This window comes from Pseudomonas sp. MWU13-2517 (assembly GCF_023242545.1).
In the GTDB taxonomy this organism is placed as follows: Bacteria; Pseudomonadota; Gammaproteobacteria; order Pseudomonadales; family Pseudomonadaceae; genus Aquipseudomonas.
In genome coordinates, this window is the sequence record NZ_JALMFA010000015.1 from 32,941 (window position 1) to 50,650 (window position 17,710).

Annotated in this window: 18 protein-coding genes; 8 read left to right on the plus strand and 10 right to left on the minus strand. The window is 61.1% G+C overall.

Annotated elements, in window-relative coordinates; all coding sequences use genetic code 11:
- Positions 1 to 57: 57 nt before the first annotated feature.
- Positions 58 to 1,959 carry a 3-dehydroshikimate dehydratase QuiC gene (gene quiC, locus M5B97_RS21100; RefSeq protein ID WP_248732575.1) on the minus strand — a complete coding sequence of 634 codons (1,902 nt, stop codon included), beginning with the start codon at positions 1,957 to 1,959 and terminating at the stop codon, positions 58 to 60.
- Positions 1,960 to 2,168: 209 nt separating this feature from the next.
- On the opposite strand from quiC, the gene M5B97_RS21105 reads away from it, so the two are divergent.
- Positions 2,169 to 3,503 (plus strand): MFS transporter, encoded by a 1,335-nt coding sequence (locus tag M5B97_RS21105; RefSeq protein WP_248732576.1) that lies wholly within the window; start codon positions 2,169 to 2,171, stop codon positions 3,501 to 3,503.
- 1 nt (position 3,504) lies between these two features.
- Here the strand turns inward: M5B97_RS21105 and M5B97_RS21110 are convergent, their stop codons facing one another.
- Complete coding sequence (locus M5B97_RS21110; RefSeq protein ID WP_123717456.1) at positions 3,505 to 4,383, minus strand: DMT family transporter; 879 nt, start codon at positions 4,381 to 4,383, stop codon at positions 3,505 to 3,507.
- Positions 4,384 to 4,582: 199 nt separating this feature from the next.
- Between M5B97_RS21110 and M5B97_RS21115 the strand changes: the two genes are divergently transcribed.
- Genes M5B97_RS21115 through M5B97_RS21125 form a run of 3 tightly spaced genes read left to right on the plus strand, consistent with a single transcriptional unit; the run spans position 4,583 to position 6,927 of the window.
- Positions 4,583 to 4,999 carry a lipoprotein gene (locus M5B97_RS21115; RefSeq protein ID WP_248732577.1) on the plus strand — a complete coding sequence of 139 codons (417 nt, stop codon included), beginning with the start codon at positions 4,583 to 4,585 and terminating at the stop codon, positions 4,997 to 4,999.
- A 54-nt stretch (positions 5,000 to 5,053) separates the two neighbouring features.
- Entirely contained in the window at positions 5,054 to 5,941 is an 888-nt protein-coding gene (locus M5B97_RS21120) for a neutral zinc metallopeptidase (RefSeq protein ID WP_060752333.1), read from the plus strand.
- Positions 5,941 to 6,927 (plus strand): alpha/beta hydrolase, encoded by a 987-nt coding sequence (locus M5B97_RS21125; RefSeq protein WP_248732578.1) that lies wholly within the window; start codon positions 5,941 to 5,943, stop codon positions 6,925 to 6,927. Before M5B97_RS21120 ends, M5B97_RS21125 begins: the two co-directional genes overlap by 1 nt.
- A 52-nt stretch (positions 6,928 to 6,979) precedes the next feature.
- On the opposite strand, the gene M5B97_RS21130 is transcribed toward M5B97_RS21125, so the two are convergent.
- From M5B97_RS21130 to M5B97_RS21140, 3 genes are read right to left on the minus strand one after another with little or no spacing between them, the layout of a single operon-like run.
- Positions 6,980 to 7,579, minus strand: a complete 600-nt coding sequence (locus M5B97_RS21130; RefSeq protein WP_248732579.1) for an HAD family hydrolase — start codon at positions 7,577 to 7,579, stop codon at positions 6,980 to 6,982.
- The gene (gene tesB, locus M5B97_RS21135) at positions 7,576 to 8,445 is read right to left on the minus strand and encodes an acyl-CoA thioesterase II (RefSeq protein WP_123717452.1); all 870 of its coding nucleotides are present in this window, start codon (positions 8,443 to 8,445) and stop codon (positions 7,576 to 7,578) included. The genes M5B97_RS21130 and tesB overlap by 4 nt, the downstream gene beginning before the upstream one ends.
- 40 nt (positions 8,446 to 8,485) lie before the next feature.
- Entirely contained in the window at positions 8,486 to 9,055 is a 570-nt protein-coding gene (locus M5B97_RS21140; protein WP_123717451.1) for a GNAT family N-acetyltransferase, read from the minus strand.
- Between the two features lie 75 nt (positions 9,056 to 9,130).
- Between M5B97_RS21140 and M5B97_RS21145 the strand changes: the two genes are divergently transcribed.
- Together M5B97_RS21145 and M5B97_RS21150 are read left to right on the plus strand one after the other, a co-directional pair.
- Complete coding sequence (locus M5B97_RS21145; protein WP_123717450.1) at positions 9,131 to 10,051, plus strand: histone deacetylase; 921 nt, start codon at positions 9,131 to 9,133, stop codon at positions 10,049 to 10,051.
- 171 nt (positions 10,052 to 10,222) lie between these two features.
- Positions 10,223 to 11,449, plus strand: a complete 1,227-nt coding sequence (locus M5B97_RS21150; protein ID WP_248732580.1) for a TIGR03862 family flavoprotein — start codon at positions 10,223 to 10,225, stop codon at positions 11,447 to 11,449.
- 110 nt (positions 11,450 to 11,559) lie between these two features.
- On the opposite strand, the gene M5B97_RS21155 is transcribed toward M5B97_RS21150, so the two are convergent.
- Together M5B97_RS21155 and yedA are read right to left on the minus strand one after the other, a co-directional pair.
- Complete coding sequence (locus tag M5B97_RS21155) at positions 11,560 to 12,897, minus strand: DEAD/DEAH box helicase (RefSeq protein WP_248732581.1); 1,338 nt, start codon at positions 12,895 to 12,897, stop codon at positions 11,560 to 11,562.
- A gap of 48 nt (positions 12,898 to 12,945) precedes the next feature.
- Positions 12,946 to 13,842 carry a drug/metabolite exporter YedA gene (gene yedA / locus M5B97_RS21160; protein ID WP_248732582.1) on the minus strand — a complete coding sequence of 299 codons (897 nt, stop codon included), beginning with the start codon at positions 13,840 to 13,842 and terminating at the stop codon, positions 12,946 to 12,948.
- A 161-nt stretch (positions 13,843 to 14,003) separates the two neighbouring features.
- Here yedA and M5B97_RS21165 point away from each other — a divergent pair, with 161 nt between their 5' ends.
- Positions 14,004 to 14,459 carry an Lrp/AsnC family transcriptional regulator gene (locus M5B97_RS21165; protein ID WP_248732583.1) on the plus strand — a complete coding sequence of 152 codons (456 nt, stop codon included), beginning with the start codon at positions 14,004 to 14,006 and terminating at the stop codon, positions 14,457 to 14,459.
- Between the two features lie 364 nt (positions 14,460 to 14,823).
- On the opposite strand, the gene M5B97_RS21170 is transcribed toward M5B97_RS21165, so the two are convergent.
- The 3 genes from M5B97_RS21170 to M5B97_RS21180 all read right to left on the minus strand — a co-directional run bounded on the left by M5B97_RS21170 (position 14,824) and on the right by M5B97_RS21180 (position 16,847).
- Positions 14,824 to 15,435: a 3'-5' exonuclease gene (locus tag M5B97_RS21170; RefSeq protein WP_248732584.1), complete on the minus strand. Its 612-nt coding sequence runs from the start codon at positions 15,433 to 15,435 to the stop codon at positions 14,824 to 14,826.
- Between the two features lie 42 nt (positions 15,436 to 15,477).
- Positions 15,478 to 15,954, minus strand: coding sequence for an NYN domain-containing protein (locus M5B97_RS21175; protein ID WP_123717444.1), 477 nt, complete (start codon positions 15,952 to 15,954; stop codon positions 15,478 to 15,480).
- A 128-nt stretch (positions 15,955 to 16,082) separates the two neighbouring features.
- Entirely contained in the window at positions 16,083 to 16,847 is a 765-nt protein-coding gene (locus tag M5B97_RS21180) for a DUF2076 domain-containing protein (RefSeq protein ID WP_123717443.1), read from the minus strand.
- 181 nt (positions 16,848 to 17,028) lie between these two features.
- Here M5B97_RS21180 and M5B97_RS21185 point away from each other — a divergent pair, with 181 nt between their 5' ends.
- Positions 17,029 to 17,688 (plus strand): YciC family protein, encoded by a 660-nt coding sequence (locus M5B97_RS21185; protein WP_248732585.1) that lies wholly within the window; start codon positions 17,029 to 17,031, stop codon positions 17,686 to 17,688.
- Positions 17,689 to 17,710 lie beyond the last annotated feature (22 nt).

Below are 17,710 nucleotides of genomic sequence, written 5' to 3' on the forward strand. Positions count from 1 at the left end.
TATGCAGGCGGTGATTATGGGCCGCGCCGCCCGCCGAAGGAAGCACCCCACACCTCGTTATAAACGCGCCTGGCGCGCAGCGCCGCTACGGGATTTAGCCATCGCCGCCAGACGTACCGCCACGTTGGCCGCGCCATAACCGGCGTAACCGTTCTTGCGCTGGATAATCTCGAAGAAAAACCGCCCCTCGAACGCCTCGGTGTACACGTGAAACAACTCACCGCCCTGGGCGTCGCGGTCGTACAGCACGTTGTAGTACGCCAACTCGCTGAGGAACTCGTCGTCGAAATCAAACCGCGCCGCCAGGTCGTCATAGTAGTTGAGCGGAATATCCAACAATGGCACACCGGCGGCCTTGGCCCGGCTCACCTCGGCGAAGATATCCGCACAGTCGAAAGCAATGTGGTGCACACCCGAGCCTCGATAGCTCGATAGTGCGTGGGAAATGGCGGTGTTGCGGTTCTCGGAAATATTCAGCGGCAGGCGGATCGAGCTGCAACGGCTACGCAGCGCACGGCTTTTCACCAGGCCGTAAGGGTCGGGCAATACCACTTCGTCATCGGCTTCAAAATCCAGCAGGCTCTTGTAGAACAGTACCCAACTGTCGAGGCTGTCGGCCGGTAAGGCCATGGCCATATGGTCGATGCGCAGCAGGCCGCCACCGGAGAGGGTTGCCGGCTGCAAGTTGAAATCGGTGTCGTACAAATCGCCTTCGCTCGGGTCTACCAGGTAAATCAGGCTGCCGTCCGGTGCACGTACCGCCCCCAGTTCCAGCTCGTTCGGCCCCACCAGTCCGCGATACGGCTGGCCCTTGTAGGCCACTGCCCGCGCCAGCGCCTTGGCACTGTCCTTGACCCGAATCGCGGTGGCACACAACGAGGGCCCGTGGGCTTCGAAAAAATTATGGGCGAAGGAATAAGGTTCGCAGTTGAGGATCAAGTTGATATCCCCCTGACGCAGCAGGCTCACACTCTTGGAGCGGTGCTGCCCGGCCTTGACAAAACCCAGGCGCTCCAGCCACTGGGTGAGCCTGGCACCGAGGTTTTCATCCACGGCAAACTCGAGGAACTCGACGCCACCGTATTCGCTGGCGGCCGGGGTATCGAACAGGATGTCGACGGGCTGGGCAGGCGCTTGCTGCTGGAGACGCTCGCGGGTTTTCTCTTCCAGGTACAGCAGCGAGCGCAAGCCGTCTGCCGCGTTCGCCCGGGTTGGCGCCGCGCGGAAGCCATCGTTGAATATCTCGAGGGATAAAGGCCCGGTGTAACCACTCTGGATGATCGGTGCCAGAAACCCCGGCAGGTCGAATTCGCCCTGCCCGGGGAAGCAACGGAAATGCCGGCTCCACTCCAGCACATCCATAGCCAGGATCGGCGCGTCGGCCATTTGCACAAAGAAGATCTTGTCGCCGGGGATCTGGGCGATCGCGCTCGGGTCGCCCTTGAGCGACAAGGTGTGGAAGCTGTCGAGCAACACGCCGAGGCTGGGGTGATCGACCTGGCGCACCAGGTTCCACACCTGCTGCCAGGTGTTCACATGCTTGCCCCAGGCCAGCGCTTCATAACCAATGCGCAGGCCACGACGCCCGGCGTGTTCGGCCAGCAGGCTCAAGTCGTCGAGTAAAATGCGCTCATCGCCCACGCAATCGGCCGAAGCATTGCTGCACACCAGCACCAGGTCGGTGCCCAGTTCCTGCATCAAATCGAACTTGCGCTCGGCCCGTTCAAGGTTGCGCGCCAAGCGGTCGCGGCGGCAACCTTCGAAGTCGCGGAAGGGCTGGAACAAGGTGATGGCAATGCCCAGGTCGGCGCACATTTGCCTGACTTCCCGCGGGCTGCCGTCGTAATACAATAAGTCATTCTCAAAGATTTCGACCCCGTCGAACCCGGCGGCGGCAATGGCTTCGAGTTTTTCCGGCAGGGTGCCGCTCAAGGAAACGGTGGCAATGGAACGTTGCATGGGCGACTCCCGGCAATTGTTGTTTGTGGCAAATTATTCGCCCCCAGCCTACACGCAGCAATTAAAATGTACGAACCGGTTAGTTTTTGGTGCGATTATCGAACACTAAGCCCCTTGGCGAATTGACGATTTTTTAGGCACTGCGCACCATCGTTCACGCAAGAAGACCCAGCACACACCATAAGAATTTCAAAAACGGGTACTAACTCATGCCTTCGCAAAACTCCGTCCTGGCCACACGCCCGGGCACCCCGCACGCCGGCATCGGCGACAAGATCCGCGGCGCCCTGGCCGTGGGTAAAACCCGCTGGGGCATGCTGGCCCTGGTGTTCTTCGCCACCACGCTGAACTACATCGACCGCGCCGCCCTGGGCGTGATGCAACCGATCCTGGCCAAGGAAATGAGCTGGACGGCGATGGACTACGCCAACATCAACTTCTGGTTCCAGGTGGGCTATGCCATCGGGTTCGTGCTGCAAGGCCGGCTGATCGACCGCATCGGCGTGAAGCGCGTGTTCTTCTGCGCGGTCTTGCTGTGGAGCCTGGCCACCGGCGCCCACGGCCTGGCCACCTCGGCAGTCGGCTTTATGGTCTGCCGCTTTATCCTCGGGCTGACCGAAGCCGCCAACTACCCGGCCTGCGTCAAGACCACACGCTTGTGGTTCCCGGCGGGTGAACGTGCAGTGGCCACCGGCATCTTCAACGCCGGCACCAACGTCGGTGCGATGATGACGCCAATGCTGCTGCCGCTGATCCTGCACGTATGGGGCTGGCAGGCGGCATTTCTGTGCATGTCGGCACTCGGCGGGATCTGGCTGGTGTGCTGGGGTCTGAAGTACTACAACCCCGAAGAGCATCCCACCGTTAAACAATCCGAATTGGATTACGTGCAACAGGAAGTCGAACCCGAACAACCTGGCGTCCCGTTCAGCCGCATCCTGCGCATGCGTGGCACTTGGGCATTCGCCCTCGCCTACGCGATGACCGCGCCGGTGTTCTGGTTCTACCTGTATTGGCTGCCGCCGTTCCTGAACCAGCAATACAACCTGGGCATCAACGTGACCCAGATGGGCATTCCGCTGATCATCATTTACCTGACCGCCGACTTCGGCAGTGTGGGCGGGGGCATTCTGTCGTCGTTCCTGATCGGACGAGGGATGAATTCGATCAAGGCGCGGCTGTTGTCGATGTTGCTGTTTGCCTGCTGCATCGTCGGTGTGATCATGGCGGCCGGTTCCAGCCAGCTGTGGGTCGCGGTGTTTGCCATTTCCCTGGCCATTGGTGCCCACCAAGCCTGGACCGCCAATATCTGGAGCCTGGTGATGGACTACACGCCCAAGCACATGATGAGCACGGTGTTCGGTTTCGGCGGGATGTGCGCGGCGATCGGCGGCATGTTCATGACCCAGATCGTCGGGCATATCCTCACGGTCACGAATAACAACTACACGGTGTTGTTCACCCTGATCCCAGCGATGTACTTCATTGCCCTGACCTGGATGTACTTCATGGCGCCGCGCAAGATTCCTACCGTAGACGTCTGATCTACCTACGCCGCTGCTGCCAGGCAGCGGCCAACCCGCTCATGCAGATCACCCCGATACCTACCACCGTGGTCAGGTCCGGGGTGTGGTTGAACACTAACCAACCCAACAACCCTGCGAATACGATCTGGCAATAGCCGAACGGCGCCAGCAAGGCCGGCGCCGCGAAGCGGAACGCCTGGGTCAACAGCAGGTGCGCCGTCATCCCGCAAGTGCCCAGCGCCAGCATCAAAATGGCATGCCACAGCGTGGGGATCTGCCAGAAGAACGGCACCATTGCACTCATCACCAAGGTATTGCACAGGCCGGCGAAGAAGTTGCTGGTGGTCGGCGTGTCGTATTGGCTGAGGATGCGCGTGAGCAGCTGGTAGAAGCAGAAAAACAGCGCCGAACACAGCGGCAGCAACACCGCCGGGGTAAACAACTCGCCCCCCGGATGGATGATCACCAGCACGCCCACAAACCCGCAGATCACCGCCAGCCATTGGCCACGTGTGACATGCTCGCCGAGCAGAGGCACGGACAGTGCCGTCACCAAGATGGGCGCGAGGAAGTTCACCGCCGTAGCTTCCGCCAACGGGATGTAGTGCAACGCCGTGGTAAAAAACAGGCTCGTGCCCAACAGGCACAACGCGCGCACCACCTGCATCCCCGGCCGCTTGCTGCGCAGCACCCGCAGGCCCGATTGCGGCAGGAAGATCCCGGCCATCAACAGGGTGTGCACCAAATAACGCGCCCACACCACCATCACGATCGGATAGAACCCGGCCAGGTATTTGGACAAAGCGTCGTGGCTGGAAAACAGAAACGTCGCCACCACAATCAGCAAAATGCCTTTGAAGGGATGGTTGACGCCGGAAAGGGGGGTGCTGACGGTCATTGAATTCTCTTGCATGGCGGACTGAACGCTGAGCACTGAACACGGCAGCACTCAACCCGGTAATCTAGCAGTCGGGCCGGAGTCTGCCCCAAGAGCATAACCAAACACGGTGCGAACAGCGCACTAAATCACTGTATTCGAGTCCAACGCTGCACGTTCGCCGACGTGCTGCGCACTTTTTGATCAAGGCCATGCCGCTATGAAAAAAATACTCTTTGTCCTGTCTGCCCTTGCCCTGCTCACCGCGTGCAATAAAGAGGAAAAACCGGCCCCCAAGCCCGCGCCGGCATCGGTGCAGGCCACGCTGGTGCCTGCGACGCCGCCCACCGATAAATGGGTCGGCAAATGGATCGGCGTCGAAGGCTTGAGCCTGACCATCGCCAAGGACGACAGCATCGGCCGCGGCCACTACCTGCTGACCATGAAATACGGCCTCGATAACGACGACACCGGCACCTTCAAAGGTGAAGCCAACGAAGACGGCATTACCTTTACCCGCCCCGACGGCCCACAGCAATTGAGCGCGGGCGACGGTGAAGCCACCGGCCTGAAATGGTTGGCGGATAAAAAGGACTGCCTGATTGTCGATACCGGCGAAGGTTATTGCCGCGATTAACGGCCATACTATTTCCCAATTAATGTAAGACCGTTTACCGAGAGGATTGCCCCCATGCTATGGAAAAAAGGCCGACGCAGCGACAACGTGGTGGATGCCCGCGATGACAGTGGCGGCGGTGGTGGAGGCATGCGTTTTGGTGGCGGCAAGGGCCTGAGCCTCACGGCGATTGTGTTGATCGTCGGCATTGGCTGGCTGACCGGCCAGGACCCGCTGCAGATCCTCGGCCAACTGACCGGCCAGATGGAACAGGCACCCTCGGTGAGCACGCAAACCCGCCAGGCGCCGCCGGCCAACGACCAACAGGCTGATTTCGTGCGCGCCGTCCTGGGGGACACGGAAGACACCTGGGGCCAGGTGTTCAAGGAAAACGGCCTGGTCTACAAGAACCCCAAGCTGATTCTGTTCCGTGGCCGGGTCAACTCCGCATGCGGCAGCGCCACCTCGGCCAGCGGCCCGTTCTACTGCCCGGCCGACCAGCAAGTGTATCTGGACCTGGATTTCTTCCGGGAAATGTCCCAACGCTTCCAGGCCGCCGGCGAGTTCGCCCAGGCCTATGTGATCGCCCACGAAGTCGGGCACCACGTGCAAACACTGCTGGGCATCTCGTCCAAGATCCAGGCCGCACGCCAGCAAGGCCGGCAGATGCAAGGCGACGGCGGATTGCTGGTACGCCAGGAGCTGCAAGCCGACTGCTTCGCCGGGGTGTGGGCCAACCGTGCGCAAAAACGCCTGAACTGGCTGGAGCCCGGCGACATTGAAGCAGCACTGAACGCCGCCAACGCCATTGGCGATGACCGTTTGCAGCAACAGGGTCAAGGGCGCGTCGTGCCGGACTCGTTTACCCATGGCACCTCGGCACAGCGTGTTCGCTGGTTCAAGACCGGCTTCACCGAGGGTCAAATCACTCAATGCGATACCTTTGCCGCCAAGAGCCTCTAATGAATCAACGACTGGGTCTACTGCTGGGCTTGATGATTACCTGTTCCACCGGCGCCTGGGCTGCCGAGAAAGCGCATGGCGTCAAAGTGGTCAGCCCCGATCGTTTTCACCTGGAGGCCGGCGACCTCAGCCTGGGCCTGAGCCAGGATTGGCGCCAGCCATTGCCCAACGTCACCCGTGCGTTGATCATCGTGCATGGTCGGCTGCGCAATGCGCAGACCTACCTGAAAAGCGGCGAAGATGCCGCCGCACACGCAGGGGTCGCCCCAGACACCTTGGTCATCGCACCGCAGTTTCTGAATGAGTTGGACGTGCAACGCAACCACTTGGATAAGCAGGTGCTGCGCTGGAACGGCAACGACTGGATGGCCGGCGAACCCTCAACCGCACCCGGCCAACTCAGCTCTTACGGCGCACTGGACCAGATCATCAAGCATCTTGGCGACCGCAAACTGTTCCCGGCGCTGAAAGAAATCGTAGTGGCCGGCCATTCAGGCGGCGGGCAGGTGGTCCAGCGTTTTGCCCTTACCGGGCATGATCATCCGCTGCTGCAAACCGAAGGCATCAGCCTGCGCTACGTGGTGGCCAACCCATCGTCCTATGCCTACTTCAGCCCGCAGCGCCCGGTGAAGTTCGATGTGTCCAGTTGCCCAAGCTTCAACGACTGGAAGTACGGCATGCAGGACCTGCCCGCCTACGCAAAGGGCCAGGGCGCCGAGCAACTTGAACACAGCTACGTGGCACGTAACGTCACCTACCTGCTCGGCCAGCAGGACACCGACCCGAACCACCCGGCGCTGGACAAGAGCTGCGAAGCCGAGACACAGGGCGCGTACCGACTGGTGCGTGGGCACAACTATTTTGATTACCTCAAGGCGCGCCATCCACAACTGAGCCATAAGCTGGTGGAAGTGCCGGGCGTGGGCCACGACGGAGATAAGATGTTCACGTCGCCTGAGGGCGAGAAGGTGCTATTTACCCAGTAGTCAAATAAACCGGTCCAAAATGTGGGAGGGGCGTGCTCCCACACTTCGCCGTTCAGTGACTGGCCTGGATCATCCGGCGCAGGTCCGCACAGTCTGCGGCATGCCAATCCGCCAACTGCGGCCACGGGTTTTCCGGCAGGTTCACCAACACCGTCCTGGCACCCGCCGCCCGGCCGCAATCCAGGTCAAAGCGGTAATCGCCCACCATGACCATCTCGCTCGGCGCCACCTCCCAGGCCGTCGCCAGTTTCAGCAGGCCACCCGGATCGGGTTTGGGCGGCGCATCGTCACGCCCGAGTACATCCTCGGCGGCGAAGCAGTCGGCCAGGCCAATCGCCTCCAGGGTGATATGCGCCAGCTCCCGCGCATTGCGGGTCAGGATACCCAGGCGATAACCGCGCCCGGCCAACTCCCGCACCAACTCCACCGCGCCTTTTGCGGCAACCGATCCCACCGCCAACTCGCGCTCATGCTCCAGCAACCAGGCATGCTTGGCCGCCGCAATATCCACCGGCAACGCCGCCAGGTGAGTGAGGATGTCGTCCTCCGGGGGAATCTCCAAGGCCACGCGAATGGCCGCAAAATCATGCACGGCCACCGTAAGGGTGCCGTCCATGTCAAAGACCCAATGTTTGATGTGCGCCAGGCTCATGCCCAATCCTTGCGATGACGAATCAAGCCTTCCTGGGTCACCGAGGCCACCAACTGGCCGGCGCGGTTGTACACGCTGCCACGGGAAAAGCCACGGGAGTTACCCGCCCATGGGCTGTCCATGGCGTAAAGCAGCCAGTCATCGGCACGCAGGTCAGCGTGGAACCACAGCGCATGGTCGAGGCTGGCGACCTGCATGTCTTTCTGCCACACGGTCTTGCCATGAGGCAGCAACGAGGTGGTCAGCAAACCGAAGTCCGAGGCATAGGCCAGCAGGTATTTATGCAGCGCTGGCAAGTCGGCCAGGGCACCGTCGGCGCGAAACCATACGTACTTGACCGGGTCGGACGGCTGCGGGTTGAACGGGTCTTTCTCGGTCACCGGGCGCACTTCGATCGGCTTGGGGCACAGCAGCTTGTCGCGCATGTGCTCAGGGATCAGGTGCGCGCGTTGCTGGGTCAGTTCCAGTTCGGAGGGCAGGTTTTCCGGGCCGACCACCACGGGCATGGTGCTCTGGTGCGCAAAACCCTCTTCGTCGTATTGGAACGAGGCGCTGCAGGTGAAGATCGGATTGCCCTTCTGAATCGCGGTGACGCGGCGGGTGCTGAAACTGCCGCCGTCACGCACGCGGTCCACCGAGTACACCACCGGCAACGACGCGTCGCCCGGGCGCAGAAAATAGCCATGCAGGGAATGCACATGCCGCGCTTCTTCTACGGTCTGGCTGGCCGCCGACAGCGACTGGCCGAGCACCTGGCCGCCGAACAGCTGGCGAAAGCCCAGGTCCTGGCTGCGGCCGCGAAAGAGGTTTTCCTCGATCGGCTCCAGGGTCAGCAGGTCCACCAGATCTTCCAACACTTGGCTCATAGAGCAACTCCTACACAATCTATGGGGCATTCCGGTCTGCTTATCCGTGCAGCGTGTCCAACCATTGGGCGCGGGTGATGCGATACAAAACATGATGGCGCAGCGGGTCTTCGGCTGCGACCTTGGGGTGTTCAAAATCTGCCTGGGGATCGTAATGCATACCGATGGCCTGCATGACTTTTTGTGATGGCAGATTGGTCTCGGTGGTGAAGGCGAGGATCTCATCCAGCTGCAATCGATCGAAGCCGCAACGCAAAGCGGTCCAGGCCGCCTCACTGGCATAACCCAGGCCCCAATGCTCGCGGGACAGGCGCCAGCCAATTTCCACGGCCGGGACGAAGTCGGCCTCGAAACTGACATTCTGCAGCCCGGTCAGGCCGATAAACTCGCGAGTGTCCTTGCGCTGCAAGGCCCAAAAACCAAAGCCATACTCGGCAAAATGCCCACGAATCCGCCCGATCAACGCAGCCGTTTCCAGGTGGCTCAATTTAGCGGGGAAATAGCGCATCACCTGCGGGTCGGCGCACATGCGCGCAAATTCCGGCAGGTCGCTGTCGCGCCATTGGCGCAGCACCAACCGTGCGCTTTCCAATTCCAATATCGGCTCCATGGGTCCCCTCCCTTGCCATGTGCGTGAGTGTACAACGCGGGTAAGATGCGTCGCAGGTTCCCGTCAGAAAATCCCATGCCACTGCCATTGATCTATCACGATGACTACAGCCCCGAGTTCCCGGCGGACCACCGGTTCCCCATGGACAAATTCCGCCTGTTACGCGACCACCTGGTCGACAGCGGCCTGACCGAAGACAGCCAATTGCTGCGCCCGCAGCTGTGCCCGCCACAGATTCTGGCCTTGGCTCATGACCGTGGGTATATCGAGCGCTATATGAGCGGCGAGTTGTCCCGTGAAGACCAGCGGCGCCTTGGCCTGCCATGGAGCGAAGCCCTGGCCCGGCGCACCGTGCGCGCGGTCGGCGGCTCGATACTGGCGGCGGAACAGGCGCTGGAACACGGCCTGGCCTGCCACCTGGCGGGCGGTACCCATCACGCCCATTACGATTACCCGGCGGGCTTTTGCATCTTCAACGACCTCGCGGTGATCAGCCATTACCTGCTGGCCGGCGGCCGGGTCAACCGCGTGCTGATCTTCGACTGCGACGTGCACCAGGGCGACGGCACCGCGCGCATCCTCCACGACACGCCGGATGCGATCACGGTATCGCTGCACTGCGAAAAGAACTTCCCGGCACGCAAGGCCCAAAGTGACTGGGACATCCCGCTGCCCATGGGCATGGGGGATGCCGAGTATCTCAAGGTGGTGGACGACGCACTCAACTACCTGTTGCCGCTCTACCAACCAGACCTGGTGTTGTACGACGCCGGCGTAGACGTGCACAAGGACGACGCCCTGGGTTACCTCAAGCTGACCGACGAAGGCGTCGCCGCCCGTGACGAAAGCGTGATGCGTCACTGCCTGGGCCGTGACATTCCGGTGATGGGCGTGATCGGTGGCGGTTACAGCAAAGACCGCCGTGCACTGGCGCGGCGCCACGGCATCTTGCATCACAGCGCCCAGCGGGTGTGGTCGTCATCAGGTTGTCATTGAACCGTGGGCGTTACCCACAATGCCTGTGGAACCACCTGTGGATAACTTGAGCGTAAGCGGCTAAGAGCTGCCAAGCGCAAGGCTTGCAGAAAGGTGTACGTTTTTTGATCAGGCGTTTGCGCTGTCGTCGGGTAGAATGCTCGGCTCATTTACGCGACCGTAGCCTTGCCCATGTCCGATACCCCTTCCCAACACGTCATCATTATCGGCGGTGGCCCTGCCGGGCTGATGGCCGCCGAAGTCTTGAGCCAGGCAGGCGTACGGGTCGACCTGTATGACGGTATGCCGTCGGTGGGGCGCAAATTCCTGCTGGCGGGTGTGGGCGGTATGAACATCACCCATTCGGAAGCGTACCCGGCGTTCCTGTCGCGTTATGCCGAACGCGCGCCACAGATGGCGCCGTTGTTGCGGATGTTTGGCGCCCAGGCGTTGTGCGAATGGATTCATGGCCTGGGCATAGAGACCTTCGTCGGCACCTCGGGGCGCGTGTTTCCTACGGACATGAAGGCCGCCCCGCTACTGCGCGCCTGGCTCAAGCGCCTGCGCGACCAAGGCGTGGTTATCCACACCCGGCATCGCTGGGTGGGTTGGGCCGCGGACGGTGGGCTAGTTATCCACAGCCCGGAGGGCGAAAAAACTGTCCACAGCCCTGCCGTGTTACTGGCGCTCGGTGGCGGCAGTTGGTCGCGACTGGGGTCAGACGGTGCCTGGCTCAAACTGCTCGAAGACAAAGGCGTGCGCTACGCCCCACTGCAACCGAGCAACTGTGGTTTCGAGGTGTCGGCCTGGAGCGAATTGATGATCAGCAAATTCGCCGGCGCACCGCTGAAAAACATCGCTGTCGGCCTGGCCGATGACAAGCCTCGACTGGGGGAATGTGTGGTCACCGCCACCGGTATCGAGGGCAGCTTGATCTATGCGCTGTCGGCGCCGATTCGCGAAGCGATCAACCGCGAAGGGTCGGCCACCGTGCATATCGACCTGCTACCGGGCAAGCCGCTGGGCAAGGTGCAAGCCGCCCTGGCCAAGCCTCGGGGCTCGCGCTCGATGAGCAAACACTTGCACAGCCAGTTGGGTCTGGATGGGGTGAAGTCTGCATTGTTGCGTGAGCTGACACCGGCTGAGCACTTCAATGATCCGGCGCAGTTGGCGGTGGATATCAAGGCCCTGCCATTGACCCTGGTTAAAACCCGTCCGCTGGATGAAGCGATCAGCACCGCAGGCGGCGTGCCGTTCGAGGCGCTGGATGAGCGTTTGATGCTCAAGCAATTACCAGGCGTGTTCTGTGCCGGAGAAATGCTGGACTGGGAAGCGCCGACCGGCGGGTATCTGCTGACAGGGTGTTTTGCCAGTGGCAGAGCGGCTGGGCAAGGCGTTCTGGAGTGGCTTAAGCGCTGAGGCTTGTGATGGACTGTAAGCCCCTTCCCACAGCCGACCGGGTTCCAACATGAGAATACGGTCAACGTGAAGGGGCTTGCTCCCGATGCGGCCTTCAGCCGCGCAGGCAGTTACTTCTTCTTACGCGGCCCGGTGTTAAACACCGGCACCTTGCGCACCGGCTTGATCGAGGGCTCCGCCGGCGCTACGTCGCCGCTGTCCACCCATTTGCCGAGGTTACGCTTGCCGCCACCGCCACCCGTGGCCTTGGGCTTCTTCGGTTTTTTCGGTTTCTTCACCACTTGCCCAGTGGCATCGGTGTCCGGCACGCGGTGCTCAGGCTCGAAATCCGGCTCGACTTTGCGGGTCAAGGTCTGACGCGTCAGCATCTCGATGGCCGACAGCATGTTCACTTCATCGGCACACACCAGGGAAATCGCCTCCCCCGTGTTACCCGCACGCCCGGTGCGGCCAATACGGTGGATGTAATCTTCGGCCACGATCGGCAGGTCGAAGTTGACCACCAACGGCAAGTCTTCGATATCCAGGCCACGGGCCGCCACGTCGGTGGCCACCAGGATCTGCACGTCGGCGGCTTTGAAACGGTCCAGCGCACGCTGGCGCGTGGCCTGCGGCTTGTCACCGTGGATACCATCGGCATTGACGCCCAGTCCCTGCAACTTATCCACCAGCGCATCCACGCCGTTACGGGTCTTGGCGAACACCAGCACCTGCTTCCAGCGGCCTTTGCGCATCAGGTGCACAAACAGCTCCGGCTTGCGCTTCTTGTCGACCGGCACCACCCACTGCTTCACGGTGTTGGCGGCGACGTTGCGCGGGCTGACTTCGATGCTCAGCGGGTCGTTGAGCATCTGCCCGGCCAGCGTGCGGATCTCATCGGAGAAGGTCGCGGAGAACAACAGGGTCTGGCGCTTCTTCGGCAGCATGCGGTAGATGTTCGCCAGCTCTTCGGAGAAGCCCAGGTCGAGCATACGGTCGGCTTCGTCCAGCACCAGGGTTTGCAGCTGGTTGAGTTTCAGCGCGTTCTGGCGAAACAGGTCGATCAGGCGGCCAGGCGTGGCGACCAGAATGTCGACACCTTTGCGCAGCTTCATCATCTGCGGGTTGATGCTCACGCCGCCGTACACCGCGTACGTGGTCAGCGGCAGGTTTTGTGCGTACTCGGCGACGCTGGCGTGCACCTGCTCGGCCAACTCGCGGGTCGGGCACAGGATCAGCGCGCGTGCCGAGTTGGCGGCGACTTTCGGCCCTTCCATCGTCAACAGTTGCAACAACGGCACGGCGAAACCGGCGGTCTTGCCGGTGCCTGTCTGGGCGGCGGCCATCAGGTCGCGACCGGCCAGCACCGCTGGAATGGCTTGCGCCTGCACCGGCGTCGGGGTCTGGTAGCCAAGCGTCTCAAGGGCGCGCAGCAAGGGTTCGATCAGGCCAAGGGTGGCGAAAGTCATGTAGTTACCGTAGGAAAAATTCAGCGCAAGGGCGTAATGCGCGGCAGTTTACCTTATTTCCGGCTTGGGCTTGCGCCACTGGGGCAGGCTGATCAATAGCACGGCACTGATGATCACCAGCATCGCCAAGGCTTCCTCCACGCCGATGGTCTCGCCGACGAACACGATTCCCAGCAACACGGCCACCGCCGGGTTCACATAGGCATAGCTGGTCGCCGCCGCCGGACGTACGTGCTTGAGCAGGTACATGTAGGCGTTGAAGGCAATGATCGAACCGAACACCGTCAGGTACGCCAGGGCCAGCCAGCCCTCCAGTGGCGGCACGGCTTGCAGGCGTTCACCGGAAAGCGCGCTGACGATCAGCAACGCCACGCCGGCTACCAGCATCTCCGCAGCACTGGCCATGGCGCCCTGGGGCAGCGGCAGTTGCCGGCTCCACACCGAACCGAACGCCCACGATGCGGCCGCCATCAACAGCAAAACAGCGCCCATGGGGCTCGACTGCAAGGTACTGCCCATGTTGAGCATGGCAATGCCGATGATTCCCAGAATCACCCCAGCCCATTCCAGACGGGTATTACGTGCACCCCAGAAATATCCGCACAACAAGGTGAACAACGGCACGGTCGCCACAGCCAACGCAGCAACGCCGGACGACACGCCCATATGTTCCGCCACGCTCACGCCACCGTTGCCGACGGTGAGCAACAAAATGCCGATCATCCCGGCCGCCTTCCACTGCGGCCACGTCGGTGCCGGCACCCCGCGCCATCTCAGGAAGGCATACATCAACACGCCCGCGGTGCAAAACCGAATCCCCGCCAGCAATAACGGCGGCCAATACTCCACGCCTACGCGAATCACCAGGTAGGTAGAACCCCAGATCACATACAACGCAAAAAAGGCGGCGATCAACGGTAAGGGAAAGCGACGTGGGCCAGGCATTGGGCGGCTCTATGGCAGAAGGACAGGAGGCTTATTCTAAAAAGACAGATTGATAAACATAAGTTACAAAACCTGTTTAAACCGCCAGTACACTTTTCAAAACATGGTTATGAGGGCTATAAACCCTGCTTTCGAAAGCCAAGCGTTCCAGGAGCCTTATCATGGACAAATACGACCGCATGCTCCTCAACGCCTTGCTTGAAGACGGCCGCGCTTCCTACGCGCAGCTCGCCCGCACGGTCAACCTCTCCGCGCCCGCCGTGGCCGAGCGCGTGGCCAAGCTGGAAGCCAGCGGCGTGATCACCGGGTATCAGGCCAAAGTGGATCTGTCCAAGGTGGGGTTGCCGATTCAGTGTGTGATTGAACTGCGCCTGACCAATCACGGTAGCCAGAAGGTATATGACGCCTTATCCGAAATCCCCGAACTCACCGAATGCCACCGCGTAACCGGTGATCCGTGCGTGATCATGCAAGCCGCAGTGGGCTCGATGCCGGAGTTGGAGAATTTGATCAACCGCATCGCGAAATTCGGATTCAGTAAAACTTCGATCATTTTGTCGAGCGCTATAGAGCGGCGGGTGCCGTTGGGGCAGTTGGAGGGCAAGAATGGTGGATAAACACATCAAGCTCGCCAGCCTCAGTCACCCCGTCAGTCCACGTATTGCGTGGTGGCCCACGCTAACCCGTAGGAGCCAGCTTGCTCGCGAAGATCATCAACAACGCGCGCATGCTGGATGCGCGCGACGCTCTCAGGTTTCTCGCGAGCAAGCCCGCTCTTACAAAAAACTCTAACTGACGGCATCAGCGGTGAGCGGCAAGCTTCAAGCCGCAAGTCAGGGCCGATCCGCTTTTACTTGAAGCTTGAAGCTTATGGCTGCATGTCGCAAAAAAAATCAGCCGCGAGCGGCTAATGCCCGTCAACTAAGCGTAAGTGCCGTCTGTAGGAGCGAGCTTGCTCGCGCCTACATAAGTGCACTGGGTTCAGAACCCGCGATGCTTCTTCAGATGCTCGTTGATCTTCGCCGCCGGCACTTTCTGCAAGGTGCACAGCAGGTCATGGGAGAGTTCGCGCAAGCCGTGAGTACCCCGCAGTTCCTGGGCCAGATGCGCCGTGAGATTGGCCGCCATCTCCGCATCCGCCATCGCCCGGTGAGCCTTGCCGGTGTGGGGCAGTTGGGCGTAGCTGTTGAGGGTGCCGAGTTTGTGGTTCGGTGCGGCGGGCATCAGGCGGCGGGCCAGCAGCAGCGAGCAGGCGAATTTCTGCAGGCGGGTGCGGCGGATCAGGCCCAGCTCGTAATCCCAGAACTTCTGGTCGAACGCGGCGTTGTGCGCCAGCAGTGGCGTGGTGCCGACGAACTCGTTGACCTCGTTCATCACGCGTTCGGCCGGCGGCGCGCTGCGTAGCATGGCGTTGCTGATGCCGGTGAGTTGCTCGATAAACCCCGGCACACGCACGCCTGCATTCATCAGGCTCTGGTAGCGGTCCACGATCTGGCCCCGTTCGAGGATCACCACCGCGATTTCCGTGGCCCGGCAGAGACTGCTCGGGGTGATGCCGGTGGTTTCAAAGTCGATGACCGCTATACGTTCCAAACCTGTTCCAACTCCGTCTGACAATTTATTGGGCCGCTGCCCTTATTTGAGCAGCAGCGCGCCTTCGATCGGCACATAGCGGCTGGCGGCGCGTATCAATGAGTTGGCCGTCAGCCCCGGCACGCCGTAGGCCACGGCTTCGATGCCATGCTTGTGGATAACACGGTCGAGCAGCATGTCGAAGTCACCGTCACCGGAGGCCAGTACGATTTCGTCGACATGGTCGGCGGCATCCATGATGTCGAGGGTGATGCCCACGTCCCAGTCGCCTTTGGCCGAACCGTCGCTGCGCTGGATGTAGGGCTTGAGTTTTACCGTGAAGCCCAGGTTGCGCAGGATCTGCTGAAATTGCTGCTGCTTGCTGTCACCACGGTCGATGGCATAGGCATACGCCTCTACGATCTGCCCGCGTGAGCTGATATCAGCCCACAGAGCGGCATAATTGAAGTGGCAACCGTACGCTTGGCGCACGGTGTAATAGAGGTTTTGTACATCGGCGAACACTGCAATTTTTTTCACCGCACTTCCCCAGGGTTACCGCTTGAACGCCGGACACGAAGGTCCGCAAAGGCGCCAGTATGCCAGCCACGGGGAAGTTTCCGAGAAAAATCAGCCCGGGGCGACGAAGCGCCCCGGTTGAGTTCGGCTCAGACGAAGGAGTCGTCGTCGCCAAATGAGGAGGAATCGTCGGAATAATCGCTGTCTGCGAAGCTGTCGGCGTTGTTGCCGCCCCAGCTGTCATTCCCGGCGAAACGCTGGTCATCGTTGCCCCAGTTACCGTTGTCACTGGCCGGCGCAGGCTCTTCGCGGATGATTTCTTCCACGACCTGCGGCTGCTGCGAATTGTGGTTGAACAGGCTGCTGATACCTTCGGCCAGCATCACACCACCGGCCACGCCGGCGGCAGTTTTCAGGGCGCCACCGAGGAAACCGCTGCCGATCGGCGCGGCTGGCGCTTGTTGCGGCTGTTGATAATTCTGCGGCGGCGCGCCGTAGTTTTGTTGCGGTGCAGGCTGACCGAAAGATGGCCGCGCCGGTTCACGCCAGCCACCACCGGTTGACGCCGGGGCGCTCTGGGCCGGTTGCGGATCGCGCGAACCGCCACCAAAGATGCTCGACAGGAAACCGCCGCTGCTCGGCGCAGGTTGAGCCGCCTGGGAACGGGCCTGTTGCAGCTCATCCTGCAATTGCTGGATCTGCTGCGCCTGCTGCTTGTTCTGCGCGTCGAGGCTCTTGATCGCGTGTTCTTGCACCAGAATCGACTGGGTCATGTAGTACCCGGCGGCCGGTTGGCGAGTCATGTGCTCCTTGATCCGCGCTTCGGCCTGGGCGTCGCGGGGGGCTGAGTCCGTTTCGGCTTGCTGCAACCGTGAAAACAGTCCATCGATCAGGGTTTGCTCTTCGCTGTTCATGGCGACCTCGTTAGATTGCCGGTAGAAATCAGGGGCCTGCCTGGAATCAGGCAAGCTACGCAAGTAGTTATGGGGCTGTTACCAGACGTTTCAATAGTCTTTACGTAAGGTTTACGTTTGCTCAGGGCCAGTCATGATCGGTTAAAGTGTGGGCCTTGCTTTTTGGCCTGCGATGAACCTGATGAATCCGTTAGACGTACTGCGCGACTCCTTACGTTTCACCCAACGCAACCTGGGCGCCATCGTGCAGCTGTGCTTGCCGTTGGTGATTTTCGAAGCCTTCCTGCAACAGGTACTGGACCATACCGTGGGGCCGGATGCATTCCCCGGTTACAGCGTGGTCGTCGGACTGCTGGTATATCCGCTGTACACCGGTGCCTTGATCCTGTTTCTGGATGCGCGCACCCGTGGCGAGTCGCCGCGCACTAAAGATGTCTGGGCCATGGCCCTGACCCTGTGGCCACGCTTCGCCCTGCTGACGGCCATGAGCACGCTGTTGATCCTGCTGGGCCTGTCGTTGTACTTCCTGCCGGGCCTATGGCTGATGGTGGTGCTGGCTTTTGCCGAGTACCTGCTGGTGCTGCGCGGCATGCCGGCACTGGAGGCGATGAAGGAGAGCTTTCGCCTGAGCCGTGGGCATTTCTGGCGCATCCTGGTATGCCTGCTGTGCGTGATGACACCGCTGTGGTTGCTCAAGGGTGCCAGCGTCGCGGCCTATCCACACCCGGGGCCGCTGCTGGGGCTGTTGATGGACAGCGCCCACAGTTTCCTGCAGTTGTTTACCAGTGTGGTGCTGTTCCGTTTGTTTATGCTGATCGGTGGCGATGCCGACGCGCGGTGATATGCTCCATGCCACTCCTGAA